The sequence below is a fragment of the Acinetobacter sp. 24-47-39 genome (assembly GCF_056783825.1).
The window spans coordinates 102,321-118,981 of sequence record NZ_JBWYIP010000008.1 but is presented as its reverse complement, the minus strand read 5'-3'; the positions used below and the strand labels follow the sequence as shown (position 1 = coordinate 118,981).

At 39.2% G+C, this 16,661-nt stretch carries 16 protein-coding genes and 4 tRNA genes; 16 read left to right on the top strand and 4 right to left on the bottom strand.

The genetic code is table 11. The features are described from left to right. Positions 1-19: 19 nt before the first annotated feature. Positions 20-1,729 (bottom strand): type IV-A pilus assembly ATPase PilB, encoded by a 1,710-nt coding sequence (pilB, locus tag AC1M9C_RS08970; protein WP_092766658.1) that lies wholly within the window; start codon positions 1,727-1,729, stop codon positions 20-22. 261 nt (positions 1,730-1,990) lie between these two features. On the opposite strand from pilB, the gene tpiA reads away from it, so the two are divergent. The 16 genes from tpiA (at position 1,991) to AC1M9C_RS08890 (ending at position 15,188) form a co-directional block, all read left to right on the top strand. Further along, the gene (tpiA, locus tag AC1M9C_RS08965) at positions 1,991-2,782 is read left to right on the top strand and encodes a triose-phosphate isomerase (RefSeq protein ID WP_481953561.1); all 792 of its coding nucleotides are present in this window, start codon (positions 1,991-1,993) and stop codon (positions 2,780-2,782) included. A gap of 13 nt (positions 2,783-2,795) precedes the next feature. Next, positions 2,796-3,125 (top strand): preprotein translocase subunit SecG, encoded by a 330-nt coding sequence (secG, locus tag AC1M9C_RS08960; protein WP_035266018.1) that lies wholly within the window; start codon positions 2,796-2,798, stop codon positions 3,123-3,125. 53 nt (positions 3,126-3,178) lie between these two features. Next, a tRNA-Leu gene (locus AC1M9C_RS08955) sits at positions 3,179-3,263 on the top strand. A 48-nt stretch (positions 3,264-3,311) separates the two neighbouring features. Then, a tRNA-Met gene (locus tag AC1M9C_RS08950) sits at positions 3,312-3,388 on the top strand. A gap of 81 nt (positions 3,389-3,469) precedes the next feature. After that, a tRNA-Met gene (locus AC1M9C_RS08945) sits at positions 3,470-3,546 on the top strand. Between the two features lie 91 nt (positions 3,547-3,637). After that, positions 3,638-3,714: transfer RNA gene (locus tag AC1M9C_RS08940), tRNA-Met, on the top strand. Positions 3,715-3,916: 202 nt separating this feature from the next. Continuing rightward, entirely contained in the window at positions 3,917-4,441 is a 525-nt protein-coding gene (rimP, locus tag AC1M9C_RS08935; protein WP_035266019.1) for a ribosome maturation factor RimP, read from the top strand. Between the two features lie 39 nt (positions 4,442-4,480). Beyond that, positions 4,481-5,965 carry a transcription termination factor NusA gene (gene nusA, locus AC1M9C_RS08930; RefSeq protein WP_035266021.1) on the top strand — a complete coding sequence of 495 codons (1,485 nt, stop codon included), beginning with the start codon at positions 4,481-4,483 and terminating at the stop codon, positions 5,963-5,965. Positions 5,966-5,979: 14 nt separating this feature from the next. Then, positions 5,980-8,694: a translation initiation factor IF-2 gene (gene infB, locus AC1M9C_RS08925; RefSeq protein ID WP_035266024.1), complete on the top strand. Its 2,715-nt coding sequence runs from the start codon at positions 5,980-5,982 to the stop codon at positions 8,692-8,694. Beyond that, positions 8,694-9,098 carry a ribosome-binding factor A gene (locus AC1M9C_RS08920; protein WP_035266025.1) on the top strand — a complete coding sequence of 135 codons (405 nt, stop codon included), beginning with the start codon at positions 8,694-8,696 and terminating at the stop codon, positions 9,096-9,098. The genes infB and AC1M9C_RS08920 overlap by 1 nt, the downstream gene beginning before the upstream one ends. A gap of 151 nt (positions 9,099-9,249) precedes the next feature. Continuing rightward, the gene (locus AC1M9C_RS08915; RefSeq protein WP_035266027.1) at positions 9,250-9,840 is read left to right on the top strand and encodes a LemA family protein; all 591 of its coding nucleotides are present in this window, start codon (positions 9,250-9,252) and stop codon (positions 9,838-9,840) included. Between the two features lie 30 nt (positions 9,841-9,870). After that, the gene (locus AC1M9C_RS08910; protein ID WP_481953560.1) at positions 9,871-10,935 is read left to right on the top strand and encodes a TPM domain-containing protein; all 1,065 of its coding nucleotides are present in this window, start codon (positions 9,871-9,873) and stop codon (positions 10,933-10,935) included. Continuing rightward, positions 10,929-11,489, top strand: a complete 561-nt coding sequence (locus tag AC1M9C_RS08905; RefSeq protein ID WP_481953559.1) for a TPM domain-containing protein — start codon at positions 10,929-10,931, stop codon at positions 11,487-11,489. Before AC1M9C_RS08910 ends, AC1M9C_RS08905 begins: the two co-directional genes overlap by 7 nt. Positions 11,490-11,672: 183 nt before the next feature. Further along, a complete protein-coding gene (locus tag AC1M9C_RS08900) occupies positions 11,673-12,131 on the top strand; it encodes a pilin (protein WP_481953558.1) in 459 nt (152 codons plus the stop codon). Positions 12,132-12,188: 57 nt separating this feature from the next. Continuing rightward, entirely contained in the window at positions 12,189-13,490 is a 1,302-nt protein-coding gene (locus AC1M9C_RS08895; protein WP_481953557.1) for an O-antigen ligase family protein, read from the top strand. Between the two features lie 69 nt (positions 13,491-13,559). Continuing rightward, positions 13,560-15,188, top strand: a complete 1,629-nt coding sequence (locus AC1M9C_RS08890; RefSeq protein WP_481953556.1) for a PglL family O-oligosaccharyltransferase — start codon at positions 13,560-13,562, stop codon at positions 15,186-15,188. Between the two features lie 36 nt (positions 15,189-15,224). Here AC1M9C_RS08890 and bfr read toward each other — a convergent pair whose 3' ends face one another. The 3 genes from bfr to AC1M9C_RS08875 all read right to left on the bottom strand — a co-directional run bounded on the left by bfr (position 15,225) and on the right by AC1M9C_RS08875 (position 16,650). Then, positions 15,225-15,689, bottom strand: a complete 465-nt coding sequence (bfr, locus tag AC1M9C_RS08885; RefSeq protein WP_035264352.1) for a heteropolymeric bacterioferritin subunit Bfr — start codon at positions 15,687-15,689, stop codon at positions 15,225-15,227. Positions 15,690-15,918: 229 nt separating this feature from the next. Further along, complete coding sequence (locus AC1M9C_RS08880) at positions 15,919-16,113, bottom strand: bacterioferritin-associated ferredoxin (protein ID WP_035264349.1); 195 nt, start codon at positions 16,111-16,113, stop codon at positions 15,919-15,921. A 153-nt stretch (positions 16,114-16,266) separates the two neighbouring features. Next, positions 16,267-16,650 (bottom strand): RidA family protein, encoded by a 384-nt coding sequence (locus tag AC1M9C_RS08875; RefSeq protein WP_035264336.1) that lies wholly within the window; start codon positions 16,648-16,650, stop codon positions 16,267-16,269. Between the last annotated feature and the right edge of the window lie 11 nt (positions 16,651-16,661).

Below are 16,661 nucleotides of genomic sequence, written 5' to 3'. Positions count from 1 at the left end.
ATGATTTCCTTATTTTTAATTATTCACTGGTCACACGATTCACTTCTTGTAAAGAAGTGAGTCCGTTCATGACCTTAATTAAGCCCGAACGTCGAAGATTCTTAAACCCCAGTCTTTCAGATGCAGCTGCAATCTCTAATGCATTGCCATCATCCATAATAATCTTCGAAATTTCAGGTGTCACTTTCATGACTTCATAAATACCGACACGTCCTTTATAACCATCACGGCACTCAGGACAACCGACAGGTTGATAAATTTTAAAATCTGGATCTGCTAAATCCTGTTCTGTGAATCCCATTTCTAACAAACTTGGTTTAGGAATATCAGCAGGTACTTTGCAGTGCACACACAGTCGTCTAGCAAGTCGTTGAGCAATGACGAGATTCACCGAAGTTGCAATATTAAAAGAGGGAACCCCCATATTGCGCAAACGGGTTAAGGTTTCAGGAGCACTATTGGTATGAAGTGTAGACATCACCATGTGGCCTGTTTGTGCTGCCTTAATTGCAATTTCAGCTGTTTCGAGATCTCGAATCTCCCCGACCATAATAATATCAGGATCTTGACGCAGGAATGATTTCAATGCGACTGAGAAGCTTAAGCCCACTTTATAATTGACGTTGACCTGATTAATGCCTTCTAAGTTAATTTCTACGGGATCTTCTGCTGTAGAGATGTTGGCATTTTCAGTATTTAAAATATTCAATCCTGTATAAAGCGATACTGTTTTACCAGAACCTGTTGGGCCCGTAATCAGTAACATGCCTTGAGGCTTTTCAAGTGCCTCAAGAAATAAAGCTTTCTGATCTTCTTCATAACCTAATGCATCGATACCGAGCATTGCACTAGAAGGATCCAAAATACGTAATACGATTTTTTCACCAAATAAGGTTGGTAATGAGTTAACACGAAAATCAATCGCTTTAGTACGAGATAATTTAAGCTTAATACGGCCATCTTGCGGAATACGCTTTTCTGAAATATCCATTTGAGACATAACTTTCAAGCGTGAAGCTAATCGATTCGCGAGTTGCAATGGTGGATTTGCAATAGTTCTTAAAACACCATCAACGCGGTATCGAACTCGGTACGTTTTTTCATAAGGTTCGAAGTGTAAATCTGATGCACCCATGCGAATGGCGTCAACCAAAAGCTTGTTGATGTACTTAACAATCGGGGAATCATCACCTGAAGGACCATCATCGTTATTATTTTGCGGTGTATCGTTCTCGACCACGTTAACGTCAAGATCTTCGTCACCGAAATTGAAATTCTCATTTTCAGAAAAATGCTTTTCGATCAGTTTTTCAAGTTTATTATGTTCTACAGTAATAGGAACGACGTTTAATTTACTATTAAATCGAATTGCTTCCAATGCTTCGATATCTGTAGGATCACTCGTCGCTACAAATAAAGATATACCTCGTTGATACAAAGGTAAGATTACATGTTTTGTAACAAGATTTTCTGCAACGATATCTTTGGGTAGTAACTCAACATTATATGCATCTAAATCGAACAATGGCTCCCCAAACTCTTGAGCAACCATTTCAGCAATCGTATTTGCTCGTATTTTGAGATGTTCAACGAGGTAAGGTACTAATTTTTGATGAGATTTTTTTGAATTAATAATAGCATTTTGCATTTGCTGGGAGGTCAAAATGCCTTCATCAACCAAACGACGACTTAACCCAGAAAATTTTGGCCCACTTTGATCTAAAGTCATCCCCAATACGCCTTAAATTCATTTTATAATTCGAATAGTAAAATTATACGGTTATAAGTAGAAAATTCTATACTTAAAATCATTAATATTATCCGAAAACTATGAAAAAATTGAATTTTTTCACTTATTCTGTTGGGTATTGTGTCTTATGTTGTCTTTTTTTAAAGAATTCTAGGTGCTGAATCTGTATCCATTGAATTTTTACGTTAATTTTTTAAAATCCGTGTAGAATGTGCGCATTTTTGATAGAAGGTTAGATCTATGTCGGGTTCGACAATTACTCCGTGGGTTGTAGGCAATTGGAAAATGAACCCAATGCAGGCTAACACGCAACAGCTTTTAGCTGATTTGAAACAACAGCTTGAGCAAGCTTCAATCGCTCATGATGTTTGTAAAATTGGTGTTGCGCCAACTTTATTGGCTTTACTCCAAGTAAAAAATGAACTTGAAACAGATGCTCATGAAGTGTTTGTGGTCGCTCAAGATGTATCACGTATTGCGGGTACTGGTGCATTTACAGGTGAAGTTAGCGCAGATCTTTTAAAGGATAGCCAAGTCGATTATGTATTAATTGGACATTCTGAGCGTCGTGAAATATTTAATGACACGCCTGCGATTCTTAATGAAAAAATAAAAAATGCTTTAGCTGCTAACTTACATATCATCTATTGTGTGGGTGAAAGCCTTGAACAGCGTGAAAGTGGGCAAGCTGAGCAAGTGGTGTTACAACAAATTTGTGACATTGCAGGTGTTGTGAATCCAGAGCAATGGGTGCATATTACCGTCGCCTACGAGCCAATTTGGGCAATTGGAACTGGTAAAACAGCTTCCCCGGATGATGCACAAGCAATGCATGCTAAAATTCGTGAAGGATTGAGTCAAATTACACCTGTAGGTCAAAACATAGCAATTCTTTATGGTGGTAGTGTAAAACCTGAGAATGCTGTTGAATTGGCAGCATGCCCTGATATCAATGGTGCCCTCGTAGGCGGTGCATCACTCAATGCGGAATCATTTGTTCAAATTGCGCAAGCATTTGCCCAATCAAAATAATTAGGAGTTCATCATGCAATCTTTTGTACTGGTGCTACACATCATTTTAGCGTTATTGATGATTATTTTAATTCTAGTACAGCATGGTAAAGGTGCAGATGCAGGTGCGTCTTTTGGCGGTGGCGGTGCAGCGACTGTATTCGGCGCTTCTGGTTCTGGTAACTTCTTAACTCGTTTAACCGGGATACTTACTGCTTTATTCTTTATCACAAGTATTAGCTTGGCTTACTTTGCGAAGCAGCAAACGACAGATGCTTATGGTTTGAAAACGATTAACACAACTGAGCAAGTTGATCAAAAATCGCCTGAAACTTCATCAACTGCACCAAAACCAGCTGAATAATTGAATATTTCGCTTTCAATTTTTCATTGAAACCACTAGAATGCGTCACAGCTGCGGTGGTGGTGGAATTGGTAGACACGCTACCTTGAGGTGGTAGTGCTTTCGGGCGTGGGGGTTCAAGTCCCCCCTTCCGCACCAACTTATAATCCAGAAGTTTAAGTTGGTGTTTGCAGCAAAATCTGTTGATGCGGGATGGAGCAGTCTGGTAGCTCGTCGGGCTCATAACCCGAAGGTCGTTGGTTCAAATCCAGCTCCCGCTACCAATCAATCCTATAATTAAGATGCAAACTTAAAATAGGCAACTTAAACAAAGTTTGAGTTGAGATATACTTTTTGCACGTTGATGCGGGATGGAGCAGTCTGGTAGCTCGTCGGGCTCATAACCCGAAGGTCGTTGGTTCAAATCCAGCTCCCGCTACCACTTTTGATTAAGGTGCAACTTAATCAAGTCTAATTAGAAAGTTTTTCTGATTGAAAAATGATTCAAATTTAGATATAATTTTGCACGTTGATGCGGGATGGAGCAGTCTGGTAGCTCGTCGGGCTCATAACCCGAAGGTCGTTGGTTCAAATCCAGCTCCCGCTACCAAGTTTCTAAAGAGGCTCACAACTAGGTGGGCCTTTTTGCACAGTGGGCATTGCTTTTCTGTGCAATAATGGGGGCGAATGCGCCCTTTTTTGTTATCTATCGTGTAGTGTGGACATCAATTGGTCAAATAATCATGCTATCACTATAGTTAGTCTGTGTCGGTCTGTTGGCCGATTGAATCGCACATAAATGACGAGAGTAAATGAAGTTATCAAATAAAACCCAAGCATTGTATGAACTGATCGCACCCGCTGTTGAGGCGTGCGATGTTGAACTATGGGGTTTAGAATTTACACCTCAGGGTAAGCGTTCGCTAGTACGTATCTACATTGACAAGCCTGAAGATCCAAACAAAGAACCTGTTATTTCCGAAGACGGTGAAATTGATCTTGGTCGTGGTGTGGGTGTGCAAGATTGTGTACGTGTTACCCAACAAGTTGGTGCAATCCTCGATGTTCATGATCCAATTTCTGGTGAATATGCATTAGAAGTGTCATCTCCAGGTTGGGATCGTACTTTCTTTAAACTTGAACAGATGCAAGCATATATTGGTCAACAAGTTGCTTTACGTTTGATTTCTGCAGTGGATAACCGCCGTAAATTCCAAGCGAAACTAGTTGCTGTAGATGTAGAAAATGAAATGATCCAAGTTGAAGTTGAAAAGCAACAAGTGCTCGAGATCGATAGTCACAATATCGATAAGGCCAACTTGATCTACCAAGACTAAATTAATCTTAACTAAAAGAATTTGAATAGTAGGTGACTTATGGGCCGTGAAATTCTTACCGTTGCTGAGACGGTTAGTAATGAAAAAGGTGTTAGTCGTGAAGCGATTTTCGAAGCGCTCGAGCAAGCTCTAGTTGCTGCAACGAAGAAAAAATTCTACGAAGGCACAAATTCTGAAGAAGCACAGTTGCGCGTTGAAATCGATCGTAAGACTGGTGAATACCGTACTTTCCGTCAATGGACTGTAGTAGCAGATGAAGATCATGAAATGCCTGCATGCCAAGACGCGATTTCTGATGTGGACCCAGCGAAATGGTCAATCGGTGATGTGCGTGAGCTTGAAGTAGAATCAATTGAATTTGGTCGTATTGCAGCTCAAATCGCGAAGCAAGTTATTGTTCAGAAAATTCGTGAAGCTGAACGTGCGCTTATTGCAGATGCATATGAATCTAAAGTTGGTGAGTTAATTTACGGTGAAGTAAAGAAACAAACTAAAGATGGTTTCATTATTGACCTCGGTGAGAATGCGGAAGCATATCTTGCACGTGAAGAAATGATCGCAAAAGAAATTTTACGTCCTAAACAGCGTGTAAATGCGATTTTATTTAACGTAAACCGTGAAGGTCGTGGTGCGCAGCTACAACTTTCTCGTGCTAAGCCAGAAATGTTAATGGCATTGATGAAAAAAGAAATTCCAGAAATTTCTGAAGAAATCATCGAAATTAAAGCTGCTGCACGTCAACCGGGTGTTCGTGCTAAAATTGCAGTGAAAACGAACGATCATCGTATTGATCCAGTCGGTGCATGTATTGGTATGCGTGGAACACGTATCCAAGCTGTACAGCAAGAATTGAACGGTGAACGTATTGATGTTGTAGTTTGGTCAGATGATCCAGCTCAATATATCGCAAGTGCTTTAGAGCCAGCTGATGTATCGGGTATTGTGATTGATGAAGAAGAACGCACAGCAGATATTATTTTTGCTACAAGCGATCAATTGGCGCGTGCAATTGGTTCTCAAGGTCAAAACGTACGTTTAGCTTCTGAGTTAACTGGTTACAAGCTCAATATGATGCTTGAAGAAGAGTACCGTGCTCGTCAACAAAATGAAGCACAGCAATATCTCGATATGTTTGTAGGTCGTCTTGATATTGAAGAAGACCTTGCGATGGCATTGGTAGAAATGGGCTTTACTTCACTTGAAGAGATTGCTTACGTTCCAGCTGAAACATTTGATGAAATCGAATTAGATGCAGAAACGGTTGAGCTTTTACAAAGCCGTGCGAAAGAAGTTGCATTAGCAGATGCACTGAAAGAGCAAGAAAATATTCAAGAACCGAGCGAAGAGCTTCTAGCGATGGAAGGAATGAGTTCAGAGCTTGCTTATGCACTAGCGGCTCGCGGTGTAATCACAGTAGATGATTTAGCAGATCAGGCAACTGATGATATCTCTGATATCGAAGGTTTAGGTGCTGAGAAAGCAGGTCAATTGATCATGAAAGCACGTGAATCATGGTTTAATTAACGAGGAGGTCATACATGACGGATAAGTCAATTAAAGAGTTAGCAGTCAGCGTAGGTCTTCCAGTTGAAAAACTATTAGATCAGGTGCGAGATGCTGGGTTGCCTCAATCTAAGGCAGAAGACACAATCTCAGTAGAACAGCAAGACCGTTTAGTCGCTCATTTGAAAAAAGCGCATGGGCAAGACAGCGGCAGCGCAGGAAAAATCACGTTGAAACGTAAAACTACGAGTACTGCAAAAGTAGCAAGTACATCAGGTAAAGCTAAAACTATTAACGTAGAAGTTCGTAAGAAGCATACGTTTACTAAGCCAGATCCTGAACAAATTAAAGCTGAAGCATTGGCAAAAGCAAAAGCTGAAACTGAAGCAAAAGCACAGCAAAAAGTTGAAGTTAAACCAGCTCAAGCTGAAGAGAAGGCGCAACCTGCAGTAAGTAAAGCGAAAGCGAACTTAGATGCAATGCGTGCTGCAGCGAAACAATCGAGTGAGAAGCAAGAAGTTGCTAAAGCTGCGGTTGTGGTTAAGCGCAAGTCAACAAATAAACCGATTGTTAAACAGGCAACTAAGCCAACTGAAACTGCAGAACAGAAAAAAGCACGTGAAGCTGAAGCTGCTAAATTAAAAGCAGTTGAAGAAGCAGCACGTCGTAAAGCAGCTGAAGAAGCACAACAACGTACGCTTGAACAAATGCGTCAGATGGCTTCTAAGTACTCTAATGAAGATGCAACTGCAACGATTCGTGTGGTCGATGATTCTCCATTGGCTGCTGGTCTTGTTGGTCAAGCATACGAAGATTCATTCGCGAAAGAAGACCGTGACATTAAGCGTGGTAATAACACACCAGGTGCACGTTCTCCTAAGAAAGGTGGTCGTCGTGGTCAAGAAGAGCAATCTTTCCGTGACAACTCCCATAAACGTGGTTTGAAATCAAGCCAAGCTAATAAACATGGTTTCGAGAAGCCAGTTAAAAAGCAAGTTTATGATGTTGAAATCGGTGCAACTATTGTTGTTGCTGACCTTGCTGCAAAAATGGCGATTAAGGTTCGTGAAGTAATTAAAACACTCATGAAAATGGGTGAGCTTGTCACTCAAAACCAATCAATCGACCAAGATACAGCAGTTCTAGTGGTTGAAGAAATGGGTCATAACCCAGTTCTAGTATCAGATACTCAAGCGGAAGATAACTTGCTTGAAGCGGCTGAAGAAGCACGTGGTGCACAAACAACGCGTCCACCAGTGGTTACTATCATGGGTCACGTTGACCATGGTAAGACATCGCTTCTTGATCGTATTCGTCGTGCGAAAGTAGCGCAAGGTGAAGCCGGCGGTATTACACAGCATATCGGTGCTTATCACGTTACAACGGATAAAGGTATTATCACTTTCTTAGATACTCCGGGACACGCAGCATTTACTGCGATGCGTTCACGTGGTGCGAAAGCAACTGATATCGTTGTATTAGTGGTCGCAGCTGATGATGGTGTTATGCCACAAACAGCGGAAGCGATTGACCATGCTCGTGCAGCAGGTACGCCAATCATTGTTGCAATCAACAAGATGGATAAAGAATCTGCTGATCCAGATCGCGTATTGAATGAATTGACAACGAAAGAAATCGTGCCTGAGCAATGGGGTGGTGATGTCCCTGTCGCGATGGTTTCTGCGCACACGGGTGCAGGTATTGATGAACTTCTTGACTTGATCTTGATTCAATCTGAACTTCTAGAGCTTAAAGCTTCTGAAGAAGGTGCGGCACAAGGTGTTGTAATCGAAGCGCGTGTTGATAAAGGCCGTGGTGCGGTTACTTCGATTCTTGTTCAAAATGGTACATTAAAAGTAGGTGACCTTGTTCTAGCTGGTGCATCTTACGGTCGTGTACGTGCGATGACTGATGAAAATGGTCAACGTATTAAATCTGCAGGTCCATCGATTCCAGTTGAAATCTTAGGTCTTCCAGAAGCGCCAATGGCAGGTGACGAAGTTCTTGTTGTAAATGATGAGAAGAAAGCACGTGAAGTAGCTGATGCGCGTATGGATCGTGAACGTCAAAAACGTTTAGAGCGTCAATCTGCAATGCGTCTTGAAAACTTAATGGCTTCAATGGGCAAAAAAGATGTGCCGATTGTGAATGTAGTTCTGAAGACAGATGTTCGCGGTACATTGGAAGCGCTTCATGTTGCATTGGCTGAACTTTCAACTGATGAAGTGAAAGTGCGTGTAATTGGTTCAGGTGTTGGTGCGATCACTGAGTCTGATGTCACACTTGCAGAATCTTCAGAAGCATTCTTATTAGGCTTTAACGTTCGTGCAGATAATACAGCGCGCCAAAAAGCTGACGCAGATGGTATCGACATCCGTTACTACTCAATCATTTACCAATTGATTGATGATGTGAAAGATGCCATGAGTGGTAAGCTTGCACCAGAACATCGTGAAACAATTCTTGGTGTGGCTGAAGTACGTGAAGTATTCCACTCGAGTAAGTTTGGTGCTGCAGCGGGTTGTATGGTTCTTGAGGGCTTATTACACCGTAATAAACCAATTCGTGTCTTACGTGATGATGTGGTTGTGTTCCAAGGTGAACTTGAATCACTTCGCCGTTATAAAGAAGTGGTTGAAGAAGTTCGTGCTGGTATGGAATGTGGTCTTGCAGTCAAAGGCTATAAAGACATCAAAGTACTCGATAAAATCGAAGTCTATGATGTTCAATTAATTAAACGGAGTCTTTAATGGCGGGTAGTCAACGTCTTAAGCGTATGGCGGACACGGTTCAGCGTGAATTGTCTGAACTCATCCGTCAGGAGCTGAAAGATCCACGCTTAGGTGGTCTTGTGACCATCTCAGCAGTGAAAGTGAGCCCAGATTTAGGCTATGCTGAAGTTTATGTCACTGTCATGGGGCGTGAACTTGGTGATGAGCAAAGTGAAGCAGCAAATAAAGATACTTTAGATGTTTTAAATAAAGCATCAGGTTTTCTGCGTCATGAGCTGAGTCGTCGTATTAAGACACGTATCACACCTCGTTTACGTTTCCATTATGATAAAACTAATGCATACGGAAACTACATGTTTGGTCTAATTGCTGAAGCTGTGAAGGACTTACCTCCAGCTGACGATAAAAAAGACGAAGAGTAATTTCAAACAAAAAGCCACCTTAGGGTGGCTTTTTTTATCTTAATGTTTTTATATAAATTAAAGCCATAAAATAAATGCTACATTCAATTTTGAATTTGCGTATACAATATTTTTAATTAAACAAATACAAATAAATAATGAGGTTGATGTCATGCAAATTTTAAAAAAATCAGCTGTTGTGCTCGCATTATCAAGTACCTTGCTTTTCACAGGTTGTGGGTACAATACACTTCAAGCGAAAGATGAAGCGGTGACTGCATCATGGTCTGAGGTACAAAACCAATACCAGCGTCGAGCAGACCTTGTTCCGAATTTGGTGAATGTAGTTAAAGGATATGCAAAACATGAAGAACAAGTTTTAACTGAAGTCACAGAGGCACGTGCAAATGTTGCAGGGCTCAAAGTTGATAAAGAAGTTCTTGAAAATCCAGAATTGTTTAAACGATACCAAGAAGCGCAATCACAAATGACAAGTGCATTATCACGTTTGCTGGCAGTGACTGAAAACTATCCAGATCTTAAAGCGAATGAGCAATTCCGTGATTTGCAAGTACAATTAGAGGGTACAGAAAACCGTATAGCAGTTGCGCGTAATCGTTATATTTCTACCGTCCAAGATTACAACACCTATGTTCGTCAATTCCCACAAGTCGTAACTGCGAAAGTCATTGGCATGGATGCAAAAGAAAACTTTAGTGCTGAAGCGAGTGCACAAAAGGCACCTAATGTTTCTTTTGATTAAATCAATGATTAGAAGTTGATGAATATGAGCATGAGAACTCAGCATCTTAGACAAAATAGTATGAAATTGATTTCATGGCTATTTGTCTTTGCGATGACCTGTACATTGCAAATGGTTCATGCAGAAACTACAACAGCAGTAGATCATGAGTCTGACGCGATTGTGCTGGGAAAAGTGATTCAACCCAATTCAACAAATCCATCATCAAGTGCTCAGCAAAATAACCAGACGCCAGTACCTCCTGTTACTGTTTCAAATGATATGCAGGAAGGAGACACACAACGTCAACTCCCTACATTAAATGAACCTGTGATAGATCAGGCGAATATACTTTCTCCTCAAGAAAAGTCAGAACTCGATACAATAATTCGCGTTCTATATAATGAGGGTAAGGCTCAAATTGGGATCGTCATCGTTCCAACAACTGGTCAGGAAGGTATCTTTGATTTTGCAATGCGGACTGCACAGACTTGGGGGTTGGGTTCTGCTCAACAAGATAATGGCTTGTTAATCGCGGTGGCAATCAATGATCGAAGATTACATATCGCAACAGGCTATGGATTGGAAGGTGTGATTCCAGATATCGTTGCGAGTCGAATCATTCGCGAACAAATCACCCCTTATTTTAAAGCCAATGAATTTGGACAGGGTTTAATTGCAGGGGTTAGAGAAATTGAACGAATTGTTAACCTTGATCCTGAAATTGCCCAACAGGCTGCTGAAGAGCTGAAACTTAGACAAGAACAAGCCTTAAAAGCGCAATATGCAAAGGAAAAGACATTTAACACGGTATTATTTATTTTAATCGCTGGTGTGATTGGTTCTTTTATTATTGGTAATCGTTTAAGTGCTTCGGTCGCGGGCGTTACTGCTTTTGCTGCGAGTATGATTTATGGTTCAGGGATTTTAATCAGCTTGATTGTGGGTATTGGAATTTTCTTTTTATTATTTACATCCATCGCACAGTTGATTTTCCAAGCATTTTTATCTGGCGGAGGACGCGGCGGCAGTGGCGGTCGAGGCGGATTTGGCGGTGGTGGATTTAGTGGCGGTGGTGGTGGCTTTGGTGGGGGAGGTGCGTCAGGCTCATGGTAACAAAAACTGAAACGACAGAAATTATCACTGAACCAAAGTTGCAGCAAGCATCTCAACAGAGCTTCAAGCGCTGGATTAAGCACTTTTGTTATTTGCCTGCGTCTAAACGTTATTTTTCCAAAATGGATCAAAATGCGATTGCAGAGGCAGTGAAACAAGCGGAGCAAGGTCATGTTGGAGAGATCCAAGTGGTCCTAGAGGGATATATTCCATGTGCCTTGGCTTATTCAATGAATACTCGTCAGCGCGCAGAACAACTTTTTGCTGAATTAGGTGTATGGGATACAGAGTTTAATAGTGGGGTACTGATATATTTAAATCTATGTGAGCAGAAAGTTGAAATTGTGATTGATCGTGGAATTCAAAAGGCCACAACGCAACAGGATTGGCAAGCAATCTGTGATCACATGATTAATGAGCTAAAAAATAAAAATTATAAACATGGTGTTATTGTTGGCGTGATGGAAGTCGGCGAAATTTTGAATCGTTTTTATGATGATAAAGTGCAAGATTTGGAAAATGAGCTCAGTAATCAGCCAATTATTTTAAATTGATTTAAGAAAAGTGACAAAAAATGTCACTTTTTTACATAAATTAACATTAAAAATAAATTTGGAAATTATTTATTGGCAACCTTGAAGCGTTATCCGAAAATAGCATCAGTTAGTTAGCAACAACAAAATCTATTTTGGGGATAGGTTGTTAACTTTGAACTTAAAAAAATTAGGAGAGATGTTATGAACGCTCAAAAAGGTTTTACTTTAATCGAGTTAATGATTGTTGTTGCAATTATCGGTATTCTTGCTGCGATTGCGATTCCTGCTTACCAGAACTATATCGCTAAATCTCAAGTGAGTGAAGCTTTGTCATTGGCTAGTGGACTAAAAACAACGATTCAAACTAACCTGCAAAATAATTCGTGTTTCCAAACAGGTACTACTGCATCAGGAAGTGAAACTATTACAGGTAAGTACGGTGAAGCGAAAATTGTAGCTGGCTCTGGTGCAAATGAAACATTAACTTGTGGTATTGAGTACAAGTTCAATTCTACAGGGGTATCGAATAAAGTTGCAAATAAAACAATTGCTTTAAATGTATCTGAAAATGGTGTGCTTTCTTTGAAAGGAGATCATGCTGATATCAAAGAATTCTTACCACAATCTTTAGCAGTTGCTACAACAACTTCAGGTTCATAATTTAAGATTAATAAAAAAGAGGATTTTTTAATCCTCTTTTTTTTATGAGAAAAATAAATGTTGTACTTAGTCATTTTCTTTTTGTCCCTATTTTTGTTAGGGATAAACTTTGCTTGGCTCACTAGTGAATATGATGAATTAAGACTTCTAGAAATCTTATTAATAAGCCTTTGTGGTCTGTTTTTCATATCTAGTAAAAAACAAAGATATCTTTCTAGAGCGGATCATTTTACCGTCTTATTAATTGGTGTATTAGCAATTATTGTAAGTTACTGGCATTTTTCCATTTATCAGATTTATGATCTGCTTCAGTTATTAGGTCTATTTTTACTATTTATTTGTTTAGGTAGTGCTGATTTGACAAGCCATCGAAGTAATATGTTGATGACTTTGTTACTGGTTGTTTGTTGTGTCCCTTTTATAAATTTATTTTTTTCTATCTTTGAATTGCTGCAGAGTGGTATCTGGTATCGATGGCAGTTAAACACCGGATCTGTACGAATCATTGATAGTGTTTTAGTTGTAGTGTTTTGGTTAGGTTTTTATCTAAAAGATAAAAATACTTTTATGTGGAAATTCTTTCCCATTTTCAGCTTTTTATTGTTTGTAGGGTTGTTTTTCGATGGTGCACGTGCAGCCATACTAAGTATTATTGTTCCAATGTTTATTTTATTCATAATGAGTTCACAGCAGCGTAAATCTATATTGATGACTGCTGTAGGAATTTTGATTGCGTACGTTATTTTCTACCTGACCCACTACTATTATTTACAACTCTATCCAGGAAAAAATATCTTAAAGATTGCACGATATTCCAGTTCTGGTCGTGCAGAAATGTGGCAGTTTGCTCTCCAACAATGGTTGAGTCATCCGGTAACTGGTTTAGGTGGGGGGTATCTCGCGAGTATCCAATATCATATTGGGCAACATATGCATAATGTATATTTCCGTTTGATTTTTGAGTGGGGTGTAGTTGGGATTTTATGTTTAAGCTGGGTGTGCATTAAGTTATTCCAGCTTTTTAAATCAGAGACTCCGATTACTCTAAAAATGGGTGTATTAGCGATTATGATTGATGGCTTCTTTTCAGGTAATTTTATTTATCCAGCTGCTCAAGTCATTTGTATTCTATTTCTTGCTTTGGCTTTTCAAGTCAAGACTCAAATTGCAATTGAGAACAATCAAGTTAAACAAGGAGTGAATCAGAAATATTTATTTGTGTTGTTCTACTGCATTTTTATCATTATGGTGGTTAGATTTCTTGGCGATGATTTTTTTTGTCGAGGATGCGCTGGGATGCAAGGAACAGGATGGCCTTATTTTTGGGGGTTCGGTCATAGTACTGGCTTAGAAAAATAGGAATAATTTAATTAATCTAATAGATGTAAATGTTTTAACATAGTGTAAATTTAATTTAGCATCATAGTTATGATTTGTTATGCCCTAAGTATTGTATTGATCATGGTTGCTTGGCTGTTGCCATATCATCGTTCTCCTTGGCCAACCTTCGGTTCAGAAATATTGACGTTTATTGCGGCATCATTTCTATTGATTGGCTTAGCAAAAACTAAAGTAAAAATCGCAAAACCCCAGCTCCTCTTACTGCCTTTCTTAAGTATTCCGCTTGTTCAATTTTTATTTGGACAAAATATATATTTTAGTAATGCTTTATTTAGTTTTACGTATTTTCTGTTTTTTGTATTGATGGTCATTGCTGGATATCAACTTTGCCTCGAGCAAAAAAAGAGAGAGCAAGTATTTAAAATTACCTGTTTAACATTTATTTCCGTTGGCTTCATTTCCGCTATATTCGCGATGCTTCAATGGCTTCAGTTGAATTGGATTTTAGGCGATCTCATTTATCCACTAAAGGGAAATAGACCTTACGCCAATTTAGCTCAACCAAATAACTTAGGGACTTTACTTTTTTTAGGGCTACTGAGTTCGCTCTATCTATTTGAAAAACGATTACTTTCCAATCTTTATCTTATACCAACAGCATTTGTTATTTTATTGGGAATTGTTTTAGCACAATCCCGAACAAGCATTATCGTTTGTGCTTTTATCGTGATCTATTGGTTAATCAAACAATCCAAAAAACAGAATCGATTTTCATTGACCCATTTAGCTTTTTGGTTAGGTGTATTTGTACTCTTAACACTGAATTTAACGACGATCAACCAGTTGATTTTTTCTATTGGTGATTCAGCTTCAGTCGTGCAAAGTTCCGCAGCAAACCGTGCTGTCCAAGGTATGGGTGATATTCGCCTTGATATGTGGCAACAAATGATAGCTGCGATTCTGCATCAGCCATGGTGGGGGTATGGATGGAATCAAACAGGCTTAGCGCAATACTATATTACCGATACCTTCCAAGTTTCACTTTGGTATAAAAGTGCACACAACATGATTCTAGATCTATTGGTCTGGAATGGCTTGATTCTAGGTGGGCTTATTCTTCTGTACTTTACAGCTTGGCTACTGTGGCTCAATAAAGGGGTGAAGGATAATATCTCGATCATTGCAACATTAATGGTATGTGCGATTCTCATTCATGGCATGTTAGAGTTTCCTTTGCATTATGCTTATTTTCTACTTCCAGCAGGTTTCTTATTGGGCATCATTCAGGCGCAATATACAAATTTGCCTTCGTTAAAAATCGATGGTCGAGTGTTCGCAGTGATTGCTTTTATCACGATTGTTGGGGCTTTAGTTACGACACGGGATTATTTTTTATATAAAGAGCAAAGTGTACTCGCATCAAAGGCTGAAGCTTTAACAGCAGATCAACAACACACCATGCAAAAGCAAATTTGGTTGATTACCCAATTTAAAGAGCGCGTGTGGTGGATCGGATTAGATCCTAAAACTGAAATGACAGAACAACAACTTGCTGATCTAGAGCGAATGATTGCAAACTTGGCATCAAAATATGATTTACATAAGTATGCACAAGTGTTGGCTTTTAATGGTAAGGAGCAAGAAGCGAAGCATCAATTATGGATTTTAGAAACATTGCATAAGCAGCATATTGAGTATGATGACTTATTGAAATAAAAAAATCCCCGAAAGGGGATTTTTTTATTTCAATCATTAAATTTGGCTTTGAATATAATTCTCTACACCAACTTGATCGACAAGATCGAGTTGAGTGGTCGCCCAATCTAAATACTCTTCTTCTTTTTCTAAAATCTCTTGTACTAAATCACGTGTAACATAATCGAGTTGTTCTTCTGCTAATTTCACAGCAGTTTGAATCGTTTCAATATTTTCTTTTACTTTCCGAACATCGCATTGCAGCACTTCAATGGTGTGTTGACCAATATAGAGCTTACCCAGATGTTGCAGATTTGGAAGACCTTCTAAAAATAAAATGCGCTCAATGATTTTATCTGCATGCTTCATTTGACGGATAGATTCTTTATATTCCGCTGAACCGAGTTGTTCGATGCCCCAATCATTAAACATGCGTGAGTGTAAAAAATATTGGTTGATGGCTGTAAGATGGTGGTAAAGCACCTGATTTAACTGATGAATAACGTCACGGTTGCCTTTCATGATCTTAGCTCCAAACTCAAAATTCAGCCTATCATAGAAGGCTATCGATAGAGATTATCTTAACCCAACTTGCTAAAGCCTGACGAGTAATTTATTGAACAGCAAATGAAAATCGCAATCAAATACACTTTTGCAAAAATAACCCCGCTGAGTCAAAGCGGGGGGAGAAATTGGAAATCTGAATTATAGTTATAGAATGAGTTGTTATTATTTTTTAGCACATTCTGAACTAAGCGGCGATTGAAATTCTGGCAGCTATTTCAGCAAGTTCTTCATTAATAATGCTGCGTGCTTCAGGAACACAGCGTCCACAACAAGTGCCTAGGTCAAGCAAGTCACGAATTTCACGATAAGATTCAGCGCCATTTGCCATAGCATCTTTAATATCTTGATCTGTAATTCCACGACATAAACAAACGTACATTTCTGCTCAACCACAAGGATAAATGCGATAGTTGATATTATTGATAATTATTATCGTTTGTCAATGAAATTCATTTAAAAATGCTGTTTAATTCATCGTTTTTCCAGATAAAAAAATACCACCTTATAGGTGGTATTTTCTAAGATATTGAAATTATTTAGAAATAATCACAACACCATCCATTTCAACCAGTGCGCCTTTAGGTAAACTTGCAACGCCTAATGCTGCACGCGCTGGATACGGCTGAGCGAAATATTCACCCATAATTTGGTTTACCAATTGAAAGTGAGATAAATCAGTGAGGAAAATATTCAGTTTGGCAATATCAGCTAAAGAACCACCAGCAGCTTCACAAACTGCTTTTAGATTATCAAATACACGACGAATTTGAGCTTCAATGCCTTCAACCAATTCCATGCTATATGGATCTAATCCAATTTGTCCTGAAAGATAAAGTGTATCGCCGACAAGAATGGCTTGAGAGTAAGTACCAATTGCAGCAGGTGCATTTTCAGTATGAATGACTTGGCGGGACATCTATTTCTCCA